The 16,684-nt window shown below is 62.8% G+C and carries 20 protein-coding genes and 1 tRNA gene; 10 read left to right on the top strand and 11 right to left on the bottom strand.

The window, feature by feature from the left end; genetic code table 11:
* Positions 1-6 precede the first annotated feature (6 nt).
* Positions 7-459, top strand: a complete 453-nt coding sequence (locus tag RR_RS16245; RefSeq protein ID WP_004590290.1) for a DUF5814 domain-containing protein — start codon at positions 7-9, stop codon at positions 457-459.
* Here the strand turns inward: RR_RS16245 and RR_RS16240 are convergent.
* A complete protein-coding gene (locus RR_RS16240) occupies positions 451-885 on the bottom strand; it encodes a CopG family transcriptional regulator (protein ID WP_004515935.1) in 435 nt (144 codons plus the stop codon). The two genes, RR_RS16245 and RR_RS16240, sit on opposite strands and share 9 nt — an antisense overlap.
* Positions 886-1,018: 133 nt before the next feature.
* Between RR_RS16240 and RR_RS16235 the strand changes: the two genes are divergently transcribed.
* Positions 1,019-1,447 carry a VOC family protein gene (locus tag RR_RS16235; protein WP_007189593.1) on the top strand — a complete coding sequence of 143 codons (429 nt, stop codon included), beginning with the start codon at positions 1,019-1,021 and terminating at the stop codon, positions 1,445-1,447.
* A 46-nt stretch (positions 1,448-1,493) separates the two neighbouring features.
* On the opposite strand, the gene RR_RS16230 is transcribed toward RR_RS16235, so the two are convergent.
* Both RR_RS16230 and RR_RS16225 read right to left on the bottom strand, forming a co-directional pair.
* Entirely contained in the window at positions 1,494-2,108 is a 615-nt protein-coding gene (locus RR_RS16230) for an RPA family protein (protein ID WP_004960047.1), read from the bottom strand.
* On the bottom strand, positions 2,109-3,053 hold the full coding sequence (locus RR_RS16225) for a replication protein A (protein WP_011224400.1): 945 nt from the start codon (positions 3,051-3,053) through the stop codon (positions 2,109-2,111). It lies immediately after the preceding gene.
* A gap of 172 nt (positions 3,054-3,225) precedes the next feature.
* Between RR_RS16225 and RR_RS16220 the strand changes: the two genes are divergently transcribed.
* Together RR_RS16220 and RR_RS16215 are read left to right on the top strand one after the other, a co-directional pair.
* Positions 3,226-3,510: a DUF7091 family protein gene (locus RR_RS16220; RefSeq protein ID WP_004960042.1), complete on the top strand. Its 285-nt coding sequence runs from the start codon at positions 3,226-3,228 to the stop codon at positions 3,508-3,510.
* A gap of 82 nt (positions 3,511-3,592) precedes the next feature.
* Positions 3,593-4,588 (top strand): mannose-1-phosphate guanylyltransferase, encoded by a 996-nt coding sequence (locus tag RR_RS16215; protein ID WP_011224399.1) that lies wholly within the window; start codon positions 3,593-3,595, stop codon positions 4,586-4,588.
* A 21-nt stretch (positions 4,589-4,609) separates the two neighbouring features.
* Here RR_RS16215 and RR_RS16210 read toward each other — a convergent pair whose 3' ends face one another.
* Together RR_RS16210 and RR_RS16205 are read right to left on the bottom strand one after the other, a co-directional pair.
* Positions 4,610-5,392: an SDR family oxidoreductase gene (locus tag RR_RS16210; protein ID WP_011224398.1), complete on the bottom strand. Its 783-nt coding sequence runs from the start codon at positions 5,390-5,392 to the stop codon at positions 4,610-4,612.
* A 63-nt stretch (positions 5,393-5,455) separates the two neighbouring features.
* Positions 5,456-5,908, bottom strand: coding sequence for a TRAM domain-containing protein (locus tag RR_RS16205; protein WP_007189589.1), 453 nt, complete (start codon positions 5,906-5,908; stop codon positions 5,456-5,458).
* Positions 5,909-6,053: 145 nt separating this feature from the next.
* Here RR_RS16205 and RR_RS16200 point away from each other — a divergent pair, with 145 nt between their 5' ends.
* Together RR_RS16200 and RR_RS16195 are read left to right on the top strand one after the other, a co-directional pair.
* Positions 6,054-7,502 carry a hypothetical protein gene (locus RR_RS16200; protein WP_011224397.1) on the top strand — a complete coding sequence of 483 codons (1,449 nt, stop codon included), beginning with the start codon at positions 6,054-6,056 and terminating at the stop codon, positions 7,500-7,502.
* A 125-nt stretch (positions 7,503-7,627) separates the two neighbouring features.
* A complete protein-coding gene (locus RR_RS16195; protein WP_011224396.1) occupies positions 7,628-7,990 on the top strand; it encodes a group I truncated hemoglobin in 363 nt (120 codons plus the stop codon).
* Positions 7,991-8,400: 410 nt separating this feature from the next.
* Here RR_RS16195 and RR_RS16190 read toward each other — a convergent pair.
* The 4 genes from RR_RS16190 to RR_RS16175 all read right to left on the bottom strand — a co-directional run bounded on the left by RR_RS16190 (position 8,401) and on the right by RR_RS16175 (position 10,498).
* Positions 8,401-8,505, bottom strand: a tRNA-Arg gene (locus RR_RS16190).
* Positions 8,506-8,559: 54 nt separating this feature from the next.
* Positions 8,560-8,856, bottom strand: coding sequence for a hypothetical protein (locus RR_RS16185; RefSeq protein WP_011224395.1), 297 nt, complete (start codon positions 8,854-8,856; stop codon positions 8,560-8,562).
* The gene (locus RR_RS16180) at positions 8,856-9,953 is read right to left on the bottom strand and encodes a DUF373 family protein (protein WP_004960022.1); all 1,098 of its coding nucleotides are present in this window, start codon (positions 9,951-9,953) and stop codon (positions 8,856-8,858) included. The genes RR_RS16185 and RR_RS16180 overlap by 1 nt, the downstream gene beginning before the upstream one ends.
* 44 nt (positions 9,954-9,997) lie before the next feature.
* Positions 9,998-10,498 carry a phosphate-starvation-inducible PsiE family protein gene (locus RR_RS16175; protein WP_004960019.1) on the bottom strand — a complete coding sequence of 167 codons (501 nt, stop codon included), beginning with the start codon at positions 10,496-10,498 and terminating at the stop codon, positions 9,998-10,000.
* 125 nt (positions 10,499-10,623) lie between these two features.
* Between RR_RS16175 and RR_RS16170 the strand changes: the two genes are divergently transcribed.
* The gene (locus RR_RS16170; RefSeq protein ID WP_007189583.1) at positions 10,624-11,652 is read left to right on the top strand and encodes a radical SAM protein; all 1,029 of its coding nucleotides are present in this window, start codon (positions 10,624-10,626) and stop codon (positions 11,650-11,652) included.
* 101 nt (positions 11,653-11,753) lie between these two features.
* Positions 11,754-12,593: a hypothetical protein gene (locus RR_RS16165; RefSeq protein ID WP_011224393.1), complete on the top strand. Its 840-nt coding sequence runs from the start codon at positions 11,754-11,756 to the stop codon at positions 12,591-12,593.
* On the opposite strand, the gene RR_RS16160 is transcribed toward RR_RS16165, so the two are convergent.
* Complete coding sequence (locus RR_RS16160; RefSeq protein WP_049939042.1) at positions 12,585-12,914, bottom strand: zinc ribbon domain-containing protein; 330 nt, start codon at positions 12,912-12,914, stop codon at positions 12,585-12,587. The two genes, RR_RS16165 and RR_RS16160, sit on opposite strands and share 9 nt — an antisense overlap.
* Before the next feature lie 107 nt (positions 12,915-13,021).
* Here RR_RS16160 and RR_RS16155 point away from each other — a divergent pair, with 107 nt between their 5' ends.
* Positions 13,022-13,537, top strand: coding sequence for a CNNM domain-containing protein (locus tag RR_RS16155; protein WP_004960003.1), 516 nt, complete (start codon positions 13,022-13,024; stop codon positions 13,535-13,537).
* Positions 13,538-13,540: 3 nt separating this feature from the next.
* Here the strand turns inward: RR_RS16155 and RR_RS16150 are convergent, their stop codons facing one another.
* Positions 13,541-13,915, bottom strand: a complete 375-nt coding sequence (locus tag RR_RS16150) for a YccF domain-containing protein (protein ID WP_004960000.1) — start codon at positions 13,913-13,915, stop codon at positions 13,541-13,543.
* Between the two features lie 269 nt (positions 13,916-14,184).
* On the opposite strand from RR_RS16150, the gene RR_RS16145 reads away from it, so the two are divergent.
* Positions 14,185-16,539, top strand: coding sequence for a methyl-accepting chemotaxis protein (locus RR_RS16145; protein WP_011224391.1), 2,355 nt, complete (start codon positions 14,185-14,187; stop codon positions 16,537-16,539).
* The last annotated feature ends 145 nt before the right edge of the window (positions 16,540-16,684 follow it).

Genomic DNA, 16,684 nt, shown 5'->3' with positions numbered 1-16,684 from the left:
GCACGCGTGGCCATCACGGACAAGATTTACGTCAAGAACCACCAGCAACTCGCCTCCCAGCTAGAGACGAGTTTCCCGAAAGGGGCGTTCAAGGGGGCGACGCTGGACATCCTCTTTCAGGGCGAGGGGCTGGCAAAACTCGACGAAGCCTCCAGAGAGCGAGTTCTGGATTTCGCGGAGGATTTCCTGGACTGTGACTGTGAGGCCAACCCCCACTGTGGCTGTGCTGAGCGGAAGTTCATTTCGTACCTGCTGGAACTGCGCGAGCAGGGGATGGGGCCGGACGCAATCGTCGACGTGATGAGCGATGACTACATGCTGTATGCCTATCCGGGCGACGTACTGTCTTTCCTCGATAACTCCGTCAGAACGTTAGAAGCCGTGGAAACTCTGGCCGACGTCGATGGGCGCGACGACGTGGCCGAAGACGTACAACAGAAGCGTCAGCGGTTACTCTAGGTCGTCGAAGCTGCCGATGCGATAGGAGGCGTCCTCCTCTTCGCCCTGGTCGAGGTCTTCGAGGTGAATGACCTCGTCTTGATCCATCTCGTCGAGTTGCTGGCGGAGTTTGGTGACGTAACGCTTGTGTTCTTCCAGTTGTTCGCGGAGATGTTCGGCTTCGAGTTCGAGTCGCTCGTGCTCGCGGACGAAGCTCTTCGGAACTTCGACTTTCGGCGGGAAGCTCTCGGTACTGGTCTCGGTTGCGTCGTCCTCGAACTCGTGTTCCGGCGCGACCTTCACCTGACCGTCGTGGGAAACAAGCGTGTCGACGTAGTCACGAAAAACTGCGGACAGCGAGATATCGCGCTCCTCGGCGATTTCGCGGAGGGTTTCGAATTTGTCCTCGCTGACGCGAAAGGAGATAGTCTTGTTTTTGTTGCCCATAATTATGTACTGTTTTAGCAGCAACGTATTTAATCGTTTGTCAGACGCTACCGGACCGGTCCCTTGGTGGCCGTCTCTGACGACAGTCGAACCGCTGTGATTTAACCGCCGGCCGACCTCGGTATCGGCAAAGATGGCGACAGACATCGACGCAACTGGCCACCACTTCGGTATCATCGTCAGCAATCTGGACCGCGCGGTCGAGTTCTACCGGGACGTGCTGGGGCTTGACGTAGTGACTCGCTTTTCCGTCGGTGACGAGGCGTTTGGAGCCGCTGTCGACATTGAGGGAGCCAGCGCCGAACTGGTCCACCTCGACGCCGGCAACGTGCGTCTGGAACTGGCGACCTACGAACCCGAGGGCGAGGAAATGCCCGACCCCGACCTCAATCGCCCGGGGGCGACCCATCCCGGTCTGGAAGTCGACGACCTCGACGCCGTCGCCGACCGCTTGCCCGACGACGTTGAGACGCTCAGCGGCCCGCAAACGACCGAAAGCGGGACGACTATCATGTTCGTCGTCGACCCAGAGGGGAACCGAATCGAGCTACTGGAGCCGTAGTAGCGGACCACTCACCAGCAGCAAAAAATAGACGACTGCGCCGCGGTCAGTCCGCGCTGGCTTCGGCCTGCTCGTCCTGCAGACTCTCCAGCGCGCCGACGACCGACTGCCGATAGTTCTCGATTGACAGTTGGTCGTATTCCTCGTCAGCCATCGAGATATACTCGTCAGTGGCCGGGTCCTCCATGTCGGCTTCCTTGTACCGCTTGACCCGGTCAAGCGTTCGCTCGGCCGTTTCGACGACCCAGCGGTCCCGCGTCGCTTCGTCGACCTTCGAAATGGACTCGGGGCGAATCGAGACGTTCACTTCGCCCTCGTCGGTCTCGTAGGTGCGTGGCTTGCCGACGACAGCGACGTAGGCCGGCGGCTCCAGTTCGCGCAGCATCGACGCCGCGTCGGGCTGGTACTGCCCGGCGTACATGAAGAACGTGTCGCCGTTGGGGTCGACGACTCGTCCCTGCCAGTACTCGCTGTCCTCGCCGACATCCTCGGTCTCGGTGAGGGTGCCGACCAGGAACACGCGGTTGGCGCGCTGGCCGGTCGGCAAGAGGACGTACACCGGCGCGCGGTCGTCGTCGGATTCCTTGAACGTGTAGCTTGCGTCGTTGAACTCGCGTGCGAAGACGCGCCGTGCGACCTCGCGGGTGGGTGTACTCGCCATTTAGATCGACCTCGCTTTGATGAGAATCTCGTCTGCATCCACGGCCCCGGTCAGTCGCTCCTGCTCGTCGGCGAGCAAGTAGCGGCCAAACGTCGGACCGCGGACGCGGTAATACCGGCCGAGGATTTTCTGTCGCATCTCGTCGGCGACGACGGTGGTGTCGAGCGCGTCCATCGCCATCTCCTTCGCCTCTTCGAGGGCGATGCCGGTCAACTCCTCGGTCGCGTCCTCGTCGAAGATGACCTCGGTGACCTCCTCGCCGTCGTCGAGGACGCCCTTGATTCGGAGGTCGAACTCGCCTTCAACCTCGCCGTGTTCGCTACAGCGGCCGTTCTGGAGGACGCGCGTGCAGTCGTCCTCCGGACAGCGCTTGATGAGCCCGGAGCCCGACTGGATGTCAACCAGTGCGCCGTCGGCCTCGACGCTGTCGTCGCCGACCTCAATTGCCTCGTCAAGTTCCTCGATAGTGGTCGTCCGGTTGAGCTTCACCGAAAAGCGACCCTGGTACTCGTCGGTAACGACGTTGCGCAGGGCGTAGGACTTGCCTTCTTCGAGCGACGGAAGGTCGGACTTCGACCACTTCGTGAACTTGATCGTGCCCGTTTCATCGCCCAGCAGGCCGACCTGCGCAACGGCGTCGGCGCGTGGCTCCCAGAGTTCGACGACCGTCGCGCGGACATCGACCCACTCCTCGGGGGCGTCGACATCAGCGACGTTCACCTGCTCGTTGCCGCCGCCATCGCCGCCACCTAGCTGGTCGCGGTCCATGCCAGCCTCGTCAAGGTACGTGTTGACGACACTCCGGCGGGCCTCACTGATGGGGACCTGATAATCGTTCACCAGCGTATCGAGACGTTCGATAACGTCGTCGACGTCGATCTCTAGCTGGTCGGAAAACTGCTCGTGTATCTCTGTCGCGTGGGTACGCAGATCTGACTCAGTCATTGGCTTTCACTGTCTCCGCCTGGTTTTCGTTGGGAGACAATCGACGGTTGGTCGCCTTTGGTTATAAATACTCGCCCAGCGGAGTGAAAGTGAATGTGGATATCGGACCCCCGGAGTCACGTCGTGCGAGCCACGCGAGAAGATTGATTTGTGGCCGGACACAACGGTCAGTATGGCCGACGACGACCGACTCGCACGGTTCATCCGAGATACCTTGCGGTCGGCCGAGCAGCAACTCTCCGATGCGAAGAAGGCCTACAAGAACGGCAAGCGGTCGGCAGAAGCCGGCCTGCCCAGAGATGAGGAAGGACGGGCCCGAATCGTCTGTCGCCGCCACGCCGAGTACCGCGCGGTGTCGATGGACGAGCAACGGCGGCCAGTGTGCTACGACGCAGAGAGTCCGGACTGTCAGGGCTGTGTCGAAGACATCAGGGACGGGACGATAGAAACGTGGTAACTCGCTGACGGCAGTGGGTTCGGCTGGTCTCCGCCTCGGTCGCCAGTACAACATTTTAGCACTGGCTGGGCAAAGCCCGAGTATGGAGCGACCAATCGTCGCGCTCGTTCTGGCCGGCGGCACCGGCACGCGCCTGTATCCGGCGAGTCGGAGCGACCGCCCCAAACAGTTTCTCTCCTTCGGGGAAGACGAATCACTACTCGCCGAGACTGTCAGTCGGGTCGGGTTCGCCGACGAGACCTACGTGCTGACTCGGGACTCGTTCGCCGACGGGGTCCGGGAGCACGTCCCGAATGTAGCAGTGTTGACAGAACCGGAACCGAAAGACACCGGGCCGGCACTGGCGTATGCGGCCCACCGCATCCGCGAGCAGGTCGGCGACTGTGTTCTGCTGTGTCTGCCAAGCGACCACCGGATTTCGGGGCCGTTCGAGACGGTCGCACGGACGGCCACGCGGGTCGCAGTGGAAACCGAGGGGCTCGTCACCGTCGGTATCGAACCGGACCGGCCGGCGACCGGCTACGGCTACATCAAGCCCGGACCGTCCGAGAACGGCTTCGCGCCGGTCGAAACGTTCCACGAGAAACCCGACCGGGAGACCGCGACGGAGTACGTCCGGGAGGGATTCTACTGGAACGCTGGCCTGTTCGCGTGGGCGCCGACGGCTCTCCTGTCCGCCGCAGCGTCCTCGCCGCTTGCACCCATGGTCGAGCGACTCGACGACGGGGACCACGACGACGCCTTTGCCGCTGTTGACCCAGTGAGCATCGATTACGCTGTGCTCGAAGACGCGGAAAACGCCTTTGTCGTTCCGGCGGCGCTTGACTGGGACGACCTGGGGTCGTGGGATGCCTTCGAGCGCGTCCTCGACGGCCAAGACGGAAACGCGGTGCTGGGTGAGGCAGTTAGTATAGACGCCGACGGGAACGTGCTGGCGAGCGACGGCCACATCAGCGCCGTCGGCGTCGAAGACCTCGTCGTGGCGTCATTCGACGACCGGACGCTCGTGGTCCCGAAAGAGGAGGCCCAGCGGGTCCGAGAGGTGGTCGGGGAACTGCGCGACGACGGGCGGTTCTGAGCGGCCCGGCGGCCGGAACTGTTAGCTCTGCATCGCCCCGCCGTCGACGGGCAGGGCCGTTCCAGTGACGTATGAGGACCGGGGCGAGGAGAGGAAGGCGACGACATCCCCAAGCTCTTCCGGTCGGCCGACACGCTGCAGCGGGGCATCGGCCCAAGATTTGATGCCCTCTTCGTAGGAGTCGTACTCGCCACGCTCGACGGCTGCTTCGACGAGTTCCTCGATACGTGGTGTCTCGTGTGCGCCGGGGAGGACGGCGTTGACGCGGACTTCCGGCGCAAACTCGTTAGCCTGTGTCTTCATCAGGCCGATAACAGCGCGGCGGACAGCGTTCGAGAGCACCAGGTCGTCAATGGCTTCCCGGACAGAACGGGAGGTGATATTGACGATGGTGCCGGCATCGGAGTCCCTGAGGTGTGGGTAGGCGGCCCGGGTGGTCCAGACGACACTCATCACGAGCAGGTCGTAGGCGCTGTACCACTCTCGCTCGGTCGTCTCCATGAACGGTCCGGGGGCCGGACCGCCAGCGCTGGTGACGACGTGGTCGAGGCCGCCGAAGCTGTCGACAGTTTCCTCGACGAGTGCCTCGATCTGGTCGGGGTCAGTAATATCGGCCTCGACGGCCAGTACGTCGCCGTCGCCGACCGCTTCGAGCCGGTTCCGTGCCTCGTCGACGTGTTCCGGCGTCCGGCCACAGACCGCTACGTTGGCACCGTCCGCAGCGAGGGCTTCGGCGCTCGCAAGTCCGAGTCCGCTCGTTGCGGCGGTACACAGCGCTGCGTTGCCATCGAGTTCGAGGTCCATATCCACAGGAAGGACCGACTGGCTCAAAGAAGTCCCGCTCGCAAACTGTCCAACCGGTGTGTCCTAGCTGCCCCAGAAGTTGTCCCGACTCCCGAGACGCCGGCCGTCATCATCAGCATTGTCGTCCGTCTCGTCAGCGTCGGCGTCGTTTTCTTCGGTTTCAGACTCGGAGGGGTCCTCGTCCATCTCCAGTCGCTCGACTTCCTCAGCCCGGGCGTGGTTCGAGTGAACGTTCGTCACCTTGACCAGCGAGCGAGCCGGGGGCAGGACGCCGTCAACCATGATGATGAAGCCGTCCTCGGTCCGACCGACACCGGCACCGCTCTCATGGATGTCCTCAACGTCGACAGTGACTTCCTCGCCCATCTTGACCGGCTGGCTCTTGAGCTCCGAGATCGGCTGGTTGTAGTGATTGCACCACTCGGCGCCGCCACGGTCGCCGTAGTGGGTACAGCCCATCCCCTGAATTCGTTCGGTGAATTCGGGACAGTCGTCTGCGAGCGGACAATCGGCCATATCAGGGGATAACGTGGCCGCTGGCAAAACGCTTGCGACCCCGTGTCCGAGGCGCACAGCCTGTTATTACGTTTGAGATTTTCACCGGCACACACTTTACCGCCACTCGCTGGTTGTCGCGTAGCACTCGGCAACACCCAGAGCTATGAGAACGCAGCTGTTTGCAGGACTGGTCTGTCTCCTTCTGGTTTGCACGTCTCCGGTCGCCCTCGGTATCGAATCCGGGCCACCAGCGCAGGGCAGTGCCGACCACGACAGGTCGATTGCTGTTCAGTACACACTCGACAGAGAGCCGAACAAGACCGGCCGGGTGCGGGTAACCGCGACGATTGAGCGACCACGGCACGTCACCGGACTGTCGGTACGGACGCCGGGGGAGGCGACAGTCCTCCAAGCCGACGGACTCCAGTCCGATGGCGACCGCTGGCGTGTCAGCGGTGATACTGAGAGAGCACGACTGACCTACACCGTGCCGGTCGGACTCTCGACAACGTTCGGCCAGCGGACCGCTGACACCCACAACTGGACGCTGCTTGCCAGACAGGAGGTGTCACTGCGTGCCCGCTGGCGTTGGCACGTCGGGCCGCGGCCCACGTGGAACGAGTCGCTCGCACTCGCACCCGGGCAAAGCGGTGTCGCCGGGCGTACGGCCGCCTACATCGGCCCCCACGAGACAGAAACCAGAACGGTCGATGGCGACCGAATCACGCTCGTTGTCCCGGCGGATGCGGACTTGCGACCCAACCGTACCGCCGCGCTTGACTCAATCAGCCATGCGAAGCGTGCCTCGACCGCCGGAACGGACCACGACCACATCCGCGTGTTTGTCGCGCCGAACGAACTCGCATCGGGCGGGTACACCCCGTCGAACGGCGAGTCGGACGTCATCGTCAACGCCGGCGAACCCGTCCGCTCCCCGGTCAACGTCTGGGTCCACGAGTACCGCCACACCCGACAGACGTTCGAGACGGCACCGGCGATGGACTGGCTCAGTGAGGGCAGCGCGGACTACCACACCGCGGCCCTCACCTACAGCACGGGCGGCATCGATGCAGACCAGTTCCATGAGCGGGTGACGACCGAGCGCCACGAAACCGCCGATCTGACACAGCCCGACACATGGGCGGGACCGGGCGCACAGTACCACAAGGGAACACGTGTCGTCGCGGCCATTGACGCCCATCTCCGGCAAGCGACCGATGGCACCCGGACGTTCGAAGCGGTCCTCGACAGGCTGACCCGACACGACGACCGCATCACTCTCGCGCTGTTCGCCGAGACGGTGTCGGCTGTCGCCGGAGATGGACTCAATGCGTTTGTTCGACAGGCTGTCACTGGCACCGCGCCGTCGGTCCCGGTCGAGGTGCTCACTGACCGCGACCTGCGGCGAAGCGGCGCAGCAGATACGACCGGCCGGCGGACGAATTTCGCGCCGTCGGGCGATAGCAGTGCGACCACAGCGACCACCGCCGGCGACGGTCCCAGACGCGTCGTCGATACCACGCGGCCCGTCACGGACCGCCACGGGGAGTGGACCGTGCTTGGGACGCTCGGCCTGCTGTCTCTGTTGCTGGTTCGTCGTCAACGACTGTAGCGCGTCCATAATCGCCCGCTTTGAGAGTGTCGCCGCAGGCATCACGTCCGAGCAGCAGCGCGACGGTCGATGCCAAATCTGTTTTTCCACAACAATCATGCCGACTGCGTACCTGTCACTCGACAATGGCATCACAGTCTATTTTCGAGCGGATCGGCGGTCGCGACGCGGTCGACGCGGTGGTCTCGGATTTCTACGACCGCGTACGCGACGACCCGCTGCTCGAACCGTACTTCGAGGAAACCGACATGGACCAGCTCCGCAGCCACCAGACTCAGTTCATCAGCACCGTTGCCGGCGGCCCGGTCGACTACGACGGCGACGATATGCAAACCGCCCACGAGGGCATGGGGATCACCGAAGACGCGTTTGCCAGCGTTGCGACCCACCTCGAAGCCGCGCTCCGGGCGAACGGCGTCCCCGACGACGACGTCGAAGCGATTCTCACCGAGGTCGCCGCAATGAAAGACGATATCGTTGAGGCGTAGCCGGCCGCCGTGGGTCAGACACGGGCCGACATAGTGTTGGAGTCGGAGGCTGAAGCTGATTATGCAGCGAAACACAGTGTTGCTGTCGTCCTGTCCCAGCAAATGGGGACCATGACAGTGCAGGGATTTTACCCAGATGTTCAAAACAGTAGCTGGGTGTGAAAATGTCACTGTTACATACGTGTTGCCGGGGAATCCGTGCGTGTGGAGGGGACGAAACCAGTGCCATCCCCCCAAGTCGGGTTGCCATGCCTCTGACAAGTCATGCAAACTGACGCGGTACTGGTAGTCGTGTTCCCTTCACTGTAATACTGCAAAGGGCGGGTCACAGAGTTCGTCTCAGCGGGAATTGGCTCCGCTAGAACGGACAGCAAGTGGTGTCGGCACTTCTTATTTTCAGTTACAGATAACGGGCACGGTGGGATTCGAACCCACGACCGTCGGATGTCTTCCCCCGATGGCAGCGCCAGCGGAGATAGAAGTCCGACGCTCTATCCGGACTGAGCTACGTGCCCTCGATATCGTGTATTTCCGGCGGTGACAAAAGAAATGCGGAACACGGTCGCCGGTCAGTGATCGGGATCGAGGTCTTCTTCGACGTCGTCGGCCGTCGTGATAGCGTTCACGTTGCCAGTCTGAACCGCAGTCAGGCCATCCAAGTCACAGAGGGCGTCGATTTCGTCCTGTGTCGTTGAGACCAGCAGGTCGTCGAACTGGAGGTGGCGCTCGACGGTCGCGCCGGCGGCCTCCGCAGCGGCGGCGACGCGCTCAGGGTCAGCATCGTCAGCCGTTTCGAGAACCAGATCGACGGGCTCGCCGTCGAGTGGGTCCGCGCGCAGACTCTCGACAGCACGGGAGACGTACATTACTCGGATGAGGGACCGCCGGGGCCTTGATTGTGCTGTTCGGCGCGGTCGAAGCGGGCCTCCGCGACAGCGAAGCCTAAGGTACTGACCAGCCCGAGCAGCGTCCCACCAGTGAGCATTATCGCGAGGTATTCCAAGTCCTGCACCCCGAGGAAAAAGGCGCTGACAGCGTGTAACACGAGGGCGATCGAGAGGACGTAGAAGGGAGCGTTGAGATACCGCCAGCGGAAGCTCCCGTCGAGGTACTCGTCGGTCACGCGGCCGAGGCTGGAAGTGATGCCGGCGGCGGCGAACCACTGAATCGCGCCGGAGACCAGCGACGCGATGACTTCGAGGGCGTCGGGGTCCGTCTGGCGTTCGAGTTCCTGAACGCCGCTGACGCCGCCGATAGCGAGCAGTGCAGCCGCGACGACATAGGTGATGATCGTGACGCGACCGGCGTACAGTCCGGCGGTCGTTCGCTCAACGGCTTCATCCAGTATCTTCTCAGCGCCGAGGCCCCGTGCGAGGATGTAGAGCCCAAGCAAGCCGGACATAACACCCAGCGCGGAGCCGGGGTACCCCAGCGCTTCGACGGCGATTGTCAGCGGGTAAATCAGCAGGAGGATGCCCAGCGGAACCAGTATCGTCCCGCGGGTCTCCGGGTCGTCGAGCACCTGCTTGATGGTGTAGTACATCGATTCGAGGTTCTGGGCCTGTCGGACGACGACGCGACGAACGCCGTCGATTTGGACCCGCGAGCGGATAACGGGGACCACCGACTCGTCCTGTGCGCCGTCGGTGACCAGCAGCGCCCGCACGTCCTCGCTGGCCGCCAGTGACGCGAGAACGGTATCGACCTCCTCGCCGACTGCCCGGTTAGCGGCGACATCGCTTCCGTCGACGCCGGTGACGGCTGCGACTTCGACCGGCTCGTCGGTGATGTCGTCATAGATGTGGACGCCCTCGAACAGGACGTTCACATCGGAGTCTTCCGGGTCGTTCGAGGCCAGCGCCACGGCTGCGTCTACGACGGCATCGCGCCCGATGACTGGCGTGTCGATGCCGGTCTTGCGGCCGAGGTCGTCGTCGAGGTCGATACACAGCACCAGCAGCATCTATCGGCGCTACGCCGCCTGTGTTTAACTTCTTTCGGGACCGCTCACCCTGATTCCGGGAGCCTGTCTCGGGTCCGACGCTCGACGAGCAGCAGCGCCGCGAGCCCGAGGATGATGAGCGTGTAGGCTGCGGCGGCGGTGAGCGCGGCCTGTTCGGAGCTGTACTCACCGGTGCGGAAAATGATAGCTTTCCGGACCATCGCGATGACGCCCGTGTAGATAACCAGACGGACGATGCGGCGCGTTTCGCTTTCCTGCGTGTACGCGACGACGGTCTGGTACACCTCGACGATAATGAACAGGAGGAGCGCCGTGTCGATGAAACCGACGACGACTAGCGGGTCGGTGATATCGCCACGAAGCGCGCTCTGGAATATCTGGAGTGTCAGGTCGAAGACGCCGATAGCAAAGAGGAGAACCAGCACTAGCGCCGCGATGACCTCGACGTACCGGATGAGCGACTCGCTGACCCCCAGCACTCTATCGTCGAACGACTCCGCTTCCGGCAGTGGCCCGCCCACGGGGTCAGCATCCTCGTCATCCATACACACAGAACGGGCCCCAGCCAGTTCAAAGCGGTCCCTATCTGGCGTGGCCCACCCATGTTGTCCCATCTCACTCACGAGCCGATGCGCACGCTTTTTCCCGCTGGGAGCGGTGTTTACAGGTAATGATTTCCGAGGGCTGCGAACAGTGCGCCAAAGGCGGCAAAATGGTGCTGTTCGTCTACGGCTACTGCGACCAGCGAGACTGCTTCTACTGTCCCCTCGGGGAAAACCGCAAGAACGTCACCCAGATGTACGCCAACGAGCGCCCCATCGAGGACGATGCGGACGTTATCGAGGAAGCCAAGCGCATGAGCGCGCTGGGCACCTCAATCACGGGTGGCGAACCCCAGGAAGTGCTTGACCGGACCTGTCACTATCTGGAACTGCTGAAAGACGAGTTCGGCGAGGATCACCACACGCACCTCTACACCGGTATCCCCGGCGGCCGCGAGAATATGCGCCGCCTCTCGGAAGCTGGTCTCGACGAGATTCGCTTCCACCCGCCACTGGAGCAGTGGGGCGACCTCCACGGCACCGAGTGGGAGGATATCCTCTACATCGCCCGCGAAGAAGGACTGACGCCGGCCTTCGAAATCCCCGGCATTCGCGCCGAGGAGGAGTTCCTCGAATTCCTCGACGAGGGCGCGGCCGACTTCTGTAACATCAACGAGTTCGAGATGTCCGACGGGAACTACCGCCGGATGCAGGAGGAGGGCTTCGAACTGAAAGAGGACCACATGAGCGCCGTCGAGGGGTCCCACGATATTCTGGAAAAGATGGGCGACCACGAGAAGGTGTACTTCTGTACGAGCGTGTTCAAGGACGCCGCCCAGCACCGCTCGCGGCTCAAGCGAATGGCCCGCAACATCCGCCGTCCGTTCGACGACGTGACCGACGACGGGACGCTCGTCTACGGGAAGGCGTGGACCTCCGAAGCCCGTCTGGAAACCCTCGGCGTCCCCGAGGAGTACTACACCGTCAAATCCGAGCACGTCGAACTCGCCTGGTGGCTGCTGGAGGAGATGGTCGAGGAAGGCGACGTCGAGAAGGGCGAAATCGTCGAGCAGTACCCGACCTACGACGGCACAGTCGTCGAGCGGACACCGCTGTCGAACGGTGCTGACGCCGGACGAGCGACAGCCGACGACTAGCGACCCGGTTCTGTTTGGCTTCTCGATTACCGCAAGTCCCAGGCCTGCACTGTCCAGCCGTGGATTTATTTGTCAGCTAAGAGAAACGCCGGTGACCCTCCATGCGCTTTGCTATCGACAGCGGCAAGCTCCTGTATGCACTTGGCGTCCTGTTCGCCGCGGCAGCGCTCCTGTATTTCGTCCGCGATGTCGTGTTCAATCTCTCGATAACGGTGAAAGCGGCGCTGCTGTTGCTGGGGTTTATTGCGCTGTTCGTTGCGGGTGTGGCCCTCGAGCGGGACGTGCTAGATGTCGTCGCCTTCGCTCTCAGTGGCGTGACCTACGTCGTGTTCGTCGGCTACGTCGTCGTTCGGTATTCGCCGGGCGAGACAGGGACGTTCCTGTTGCTCGCCGCGTCCGCGGGGCTGTTCGTCGGGCTCGGCTACGCGCTCCGGGCAGGGATTCCGACACCGTCGCGGCGAACGGCGGCAGCCGCCCTCGGCGGCCTCCTCATCGTGAGCGCCGTCATCGTGGGAGCCGACGCGCTCAGCGGCGGGGTGACCTACGATGTGCAGACAAACGAGTCTGTCACCGTGTCGGTCCCGGAAACAAGGCAGGGAGGTGGCGGGTACCCACCCGTCAGCAGGCAGATCGGAACGGTTACGGCTTCGAACCCGTCACCGTTCCTGCGGGCACTCAACCCCCCGAGCGTCTCAAGCTGTCTCGTCGGACTTGCCGAGAACCCCCGGGAGGACGTGTGGGTGGATGTGGATAGAGACTGGGATGAAGATACGCTCGCCGGGTCGACCACGAAGTCCTACGCAATTACGGGCGAGTTCAGACTGGACACGAACCGCACTGGACAGGTAACGTTCGCCATCGAGCGAGGCAGCGACTGCAGCGTCGTGCGGTCCGAGCCGACGATAGCGATTCAGATCGACGGAGACGATTCGTTAGACTGACTCATCTAGTTCTGTGAGACACGACTGACAGTAGCTGGCGTCTTGTACGTTCGGCGTGCCACAGGTGCTACAGGTCACGACCGACATCTTTGTTTCAGACAGCGGTGACGACTCATCAGCAAGGAGCGTATCGGTCGACCAGTCAGGACCAGCGGACGGCTGGTCCCGCATCTCGGCGCGCTGGTGGGCCTGCTGAATGAGTTCGTCGTCACGCATCGCTTCGAGGCCGCGCCACAGCCCCAGAAACAACAGCGTCGGTGCGACAATGACGAACAGGCCAGCGATGACGCGCAGTGCCAGTTCCACCTGGCCAGGTGGCATACGATAACAATGGGCTGGAACGTAGAGTATCCTTCGCCGCATCCGTCGGCTCACGGGCCCTCAGGCAGCGTCGACGCCTTCTTGCCTCGGCTGGCTGAAGACGGGATATGAGTGGTCCTATCGTGGCAATCAGTGGCGGGCTTGCGGTGGTCTTGCTTCTCGGATTGAGTGCGTTCTTTTCCAGTTCGGAGATAGCAGTGTTCTCGCTACAGAAAGACTGGATAGCACAACAGGCGGCAACGGGGGAGCGACGGGCGCAGGTGCTACAGGAGCTGTACGACAATCCACATCGCCTGCTAGTGACGTTGCTGGTCGGCAACAACATCGTCAACATCGCAATTTCGAGCATCATCACCGTCCTCGTGGCGAGCTATCTCTCACCGGGGCCGGCGGTCGTCGCAACCACAGTCGTCACCAGCTTTCTCATCCTGATTTTCGGCGAGATCGTGCCAAAGGCGTTCGGCCTCGGCAACGCACAGGAGTGGGCCCTGACCGTCGCACCGCCGGTCCGGGTCGTCGAGCGCGTGCTCTCCCCACTTATCACCCTGTTTGACGGCATCACCACGCGCATAAACGCTCTCATCACCGTCGAAACAGACATCGAGAAGCCGTATCTGGACTGACGGTCAGTACTGGTACAGCGAAACGACGAACGGGAGCCTGTTGTACATCCAGATCGCCAGCGGCAGGCCGACGATTGTCAGCGAGAGCGCGTACGCGACACCAGTCCAGACCCCACTGGCCCACCAGCCGACGAAAACGAACCAGACTGCGCGGATGAGCAGAGAGTGCTGTGAGCCGCCGTCACTCTCCGTGACGAGTCGGTCGCGTCGCTTGAGCGTCAGCACCAGCGGCACCTTGTTTATCATCTTGATGCCGAACGGGAGGCCGATGATTGTGACGTTCAGGAACCAGGCGACCGAGAGCCAGATGCCAGTCACCCACCAGCCGACGAGCAGGAACCACACCGCCCGAACGAGCAGGGACCGCTGTTCGCTCATATCGACACTACCGTACCTGCCGGCATAAGTCTCCGGTTGGAAGCGAGACGGCCGCGCCAGCAACGGATGGCAGGGATAGTATCACACCAGAGTGTTGAATTTGATAATGGGTGGGTGGCTATCGATGTCGAATTGTCGGACCGGTGATTCTGGAGGTAACTCTTAGACGTTTCATTGCCTGAATTCATCCATACTGTTCGTATATACCTTTGTCAGTACTTCTATATATCTCGTAGTTTTTTGTACGATAACTGGAAATCGCCGAACGAATGGTGAGCCGAGATTTCCGTCCCCGAGTCGCCCACCTCGTCCCGGCCGCTGTGCGAGGGAGCTTCGTCCGGAAGTTCGTGGCCGCGGTGCTGGTGGCGGTCCTGGTTGCCGGAGGAATCGGAGCGGTGTTCTACACTGACACGACGCGAACGCTCGACCAGCGCGTAGAGGCACAGGTCGTCTCGACCGCCGAGTTACAGGCTGACGGCCTCGATAACTGGGTTGACGGCTTCCGGCGGCAGGCCCGCACGCTCTCGTCGGTCAAGGAGTTCCAGAACGGGCAACCGGGCGTCATCAGGGACTACCTCTTGCTCGAATCGGACGACCTCACGTCCGAGTTCGTGGCCGTCCACTACGTCCAAGCTTCCGACGGCACGGTAGAAGCGAGCACCGCAAGCGGCGTCAGCGGGGAGACGCTGGCATCCCTCGGCGTTCCGTGGGGGTCGGAAATGACAGCCATCGACGACGAGACCGACACGCCGGGGAGTGTTGTCGTTCCGGCGGAGCCCTACCGGTCGCCGGTGACAAACGACAGCGTCCTGGCATTCGTCAGCTCCGCACCACAGAACACAGAACACGTCGTCGTCGTCGAGGCGAACCTCTCCGCCCGCACCGAATCGTTCCGCGGGTCGCCGGCCGACAGCGAGACGACGATTCTCGGGTCGGAGGGCGCGGCCGTCGTCGGTAAAAGCGTGCCAGAGGAGACCGCCACTACGGTCACGAACGGGGGTGCCAATGGCTTTACCCAGTCATCGGAGACGGTATACGGGTACGCGAGCCTCGATAGTGTTCGGTGGACAGTCGTAACGCAGGTGCCGGCGTCGAGCGCCTATGCCCTCCGGAACCAGATCGCCACCAGCCTTGTCCTGACGCTCGTGTCCGCAGTGGTGGTCCTCGGCGGCGTGACCATCGCGATGAGCAGGCGCTCGGCGACAGCCCTCTCGGAGCTCGCCGAGACAGCCGACGAGATGCGAGCCGGTGGCCTCGACGTGACGCTCGAAACATCCCGGTCCGACGAGATCGGCCGGCTGTTCGACGCCTTCGACGAGATGAGGCAGTCGCTCCGCGAGCAAATCGCTGACGCGGAGGCGGCCAGAGAAAATGCCGAATCCGCCAGAAACGAGGCTGAATCGGCGAAAAGAGAGGCCGAAGCGGCTCGTGAGGCCGCAGAGGAACTCAGCGAGAGCCTCCAGAACCGCGCCAAGGACTACGCCGAGGTCATGGCCGCCTGTGCCGATGGGGACCTGACGGCGCGGATGTCGTCCGACACGGACGCCGAGTCGATGGCCCGGATCGCAACAGCCTACAACGACCTGCTCGACGAGTGGGAAGACACCATCCGCGAGGTCCGGTCGTTCAGCGAGGCCGTCGACACCGCGAGCGAGACGGTCTCGGAGAACGTCGACGCGGTTCAGGACCGCAGCACCAGCGTGAAATCCTCGGCCGCAGAGATGGCCGACGGGGCAGAGACACAGTCGGAGAAACTCGAAACCGTCTGGAAGGAGCTGGAGGACCTCTCGGCGACCGTCGAAGAGGTGTCTACCGCCGCCGACACAGTCAGGAATCGGGCTGATGAAGCCCTCAGTCGGTCACAGAGCGGGCGAACGGCCGCCAAGCGGGCGGCGACGGCTCTCGACGATATCGAGCGGTCGACCGACGAGACCGTCGCACAAGTCGAAGAACTGGACGCGCTGATGGGAGAGATCGAGTCCGTCACCAACCTCATCACCGATATCGCAGACCAGACGACGATGCTCGCGCTGAACGCCAACATCGAGGCCGCCCGTGCCGGGAACGGAGGCGATGGCGACGGCTTTGCAGTCGTCGCCGATGAGGTGAAGGCGCTCGCCGACGAGACGGTGGCAGCGACTGCTGACATCGAAACCGCTATCGACGAGATGCGTCAGCAGGTCGAGCGCACCGTCGACGAGATGCACGCCACCCAGTCGAAAGTCGACACTGGAACCGAGACCGTCGGCGACGCCCTCGATGCGTTCGACGACATCGTCGGCGATATCGAGGACGCGACCAGCGGGATGCGAGAGATCGACCGTGCGACCGATGAGCAGGCCGAGTCGACACAGGAGGTCGTCTCGATGGTCGAGACAGTTGGCGACATTAGCGACGACACGGCTGTCGAAGCGGCCGCCGTCGCCGACGCGGCGACCGAGCAGGTTGTGGCCGTCGACGACGTCGAATCCTCCGTCGCGCAACTCTCCGGCCGTGCCACCGACCTCGGGCAGTTGCTGGAAACGTTCACCGTCGACGAACCCGGGACTATCGACAGCGGGACTGAGGTGTTCGAGATGGCGGTCGAGGACCGCACAGGAGCAGAGTCAACAGGGGACGACTGAGCGATCAACGTCCAGCAGACGACGTTCGCGGTCGGTACTCAGTCCTCAAACCCGTCCTCGAAGATGAACGTCCCGTTTCGCTGGACGACCTGCACCGACCTTTGTCGGCGTCGGGTCGCCGCTGGCGACCGCTCCTTGAAAAACG

This window comes from Haloarcula marismortui ATCC 43049, from assembly GCF_000011085.1.
In the GTDB taxonomy this organism is placed as follows: Archaea; Halobacteriota; Halobacteria; order Halobacteriales; family Haloarculaceae; genus Haloarcula; species Haloarcula marismortui.
This window is presented reverse-complemented; position numbering and strand designations above follow the sequence as displayed.

Coding starts and splice junctions, on each gene's coding strand:
- RR_RS16240 (WP_004515935.1), bottom strand. CDS start 885: ATGGGCAACAAAAACAAGACTATCTCCTTTCGCGTCAGCGAGGACAAA.
- RR_RS16235 (WP_007189593.1), top strand. CDS start 1,019: ATGGCGACAGACATCGACGCAACTGGCCACCACTTCGGTATCATCGTC.
- RR_RS16230 (WP_004960047.1), bottom strand. CDS start 2,108: ATGGCGAGTACACCCACCCGCGAGGTCGCACGGCGCGTCTTCGCACGC.
- RR_RS16225 (WP_011224400.1), bottom strand. CDS start 3,053: ATGACTGAGTCAGATCTGCGTACCCACGCGACAGAGATACACGAGCAG.
- RR_RS16220 (WP_004960042.1), top strand. CDS start 3,226: ATGGCCGACGACGACCGACTCGCACGGTTCATCCGAGATACCTTGCGG.
- RR_RS16215 (WP_011224399.1), top strand. CDS start 3,593: ATGGAGCGACCAATCGTCGCGCTCGTTCTGGCCGGCGGCACCGGCACG.
- RR_RS16210 (WP_011224398.1), bottom strand. CDS start 5,392: ATGGACCTCGAACTCGATGGCAACGCAGCGCTGTGTACCGCCGCAACG.
- RR_RS16205 (WP_007189589.1), bottom strand. CDS start 5,908: ATGGCCGATTGTCCGCTCGCAGACGACTGTCCCGAATTCACCGAACGA.
- RR_RS16200 (WP_011224397.1), top strand. CDS start 6,054: ATGAGAACGCAGCTGTTTGCAGGACTGGTCTGTCTCCTTCTGGTTTGC.
- RR_RS16195 (WP_011224396.1), top strand. CDS start 7,628: ATGGCATCACAGTCTATTTTCGAGCGGATCGGCGGTCGCGACGCGGTC.
- RR_RS16185 (WP_011224395.1), bottom strand. CDS start 8,856: ATGTACGTCTCCCGTGCTGTCGAGAGTCTGCGCGCGGACCCACTCGAC.
- RR_RS16180 (WP_004960022.1), bottom strand. CDS start 9,953: ATGCTGCTGGTGCTGTGTATCGACCTCGACGACGACCTCGGCCGCAAG.
- RR_RS16175 (WP_004960019.1), bottom strand. CDS start 10,498: ATGGATGACGAGGATGCTGACCCCGTGGGCGGGCCACTGCCGGAAGCG.
- RR_RS16170 (WP_007189583.1), top strand. CDS start 10,624: ATGATTTCCGAGGGCTGCGAACAGTGCGCCAAAGGCGGCAAAATGGTG.
- RR_RS16165 (WP_011224393.1), top strand. CDS start 11,754: ATGCGCTTTGCTATCGACAGCGGCAAGCTCCTGTATGCACTTGGCGTC.
- RR_RS16160 (WP_049939042.1), bottom strand. CDS start 12,914: ATGCCACCTGGCCAGGTGGAACTGGCACTGCGCGTCATCGCTGGCCTG.
- RR_RS16155 (WP_004960003.1), top strand. CDS start 13,022: ATGAGTGGTCCTATCGTGGCAATCAGTGGCGGGCTTGCGGTGGTCTTG.
- RR_RS16150 (WP_004960000.1), bottom strand. CDS start 13,915: ATGAGCGAACAGCGGTCCCTGCTCGTTCGGGCGGTGTGGTTCCTGCTC.
- RR_RS16145 (WP_011224391.1), top strand. CDS start 14,185: ATGGTGAGCCGAGATTTCCGTCCCCGAGTCGCCCACCTCGTCCCGGCC.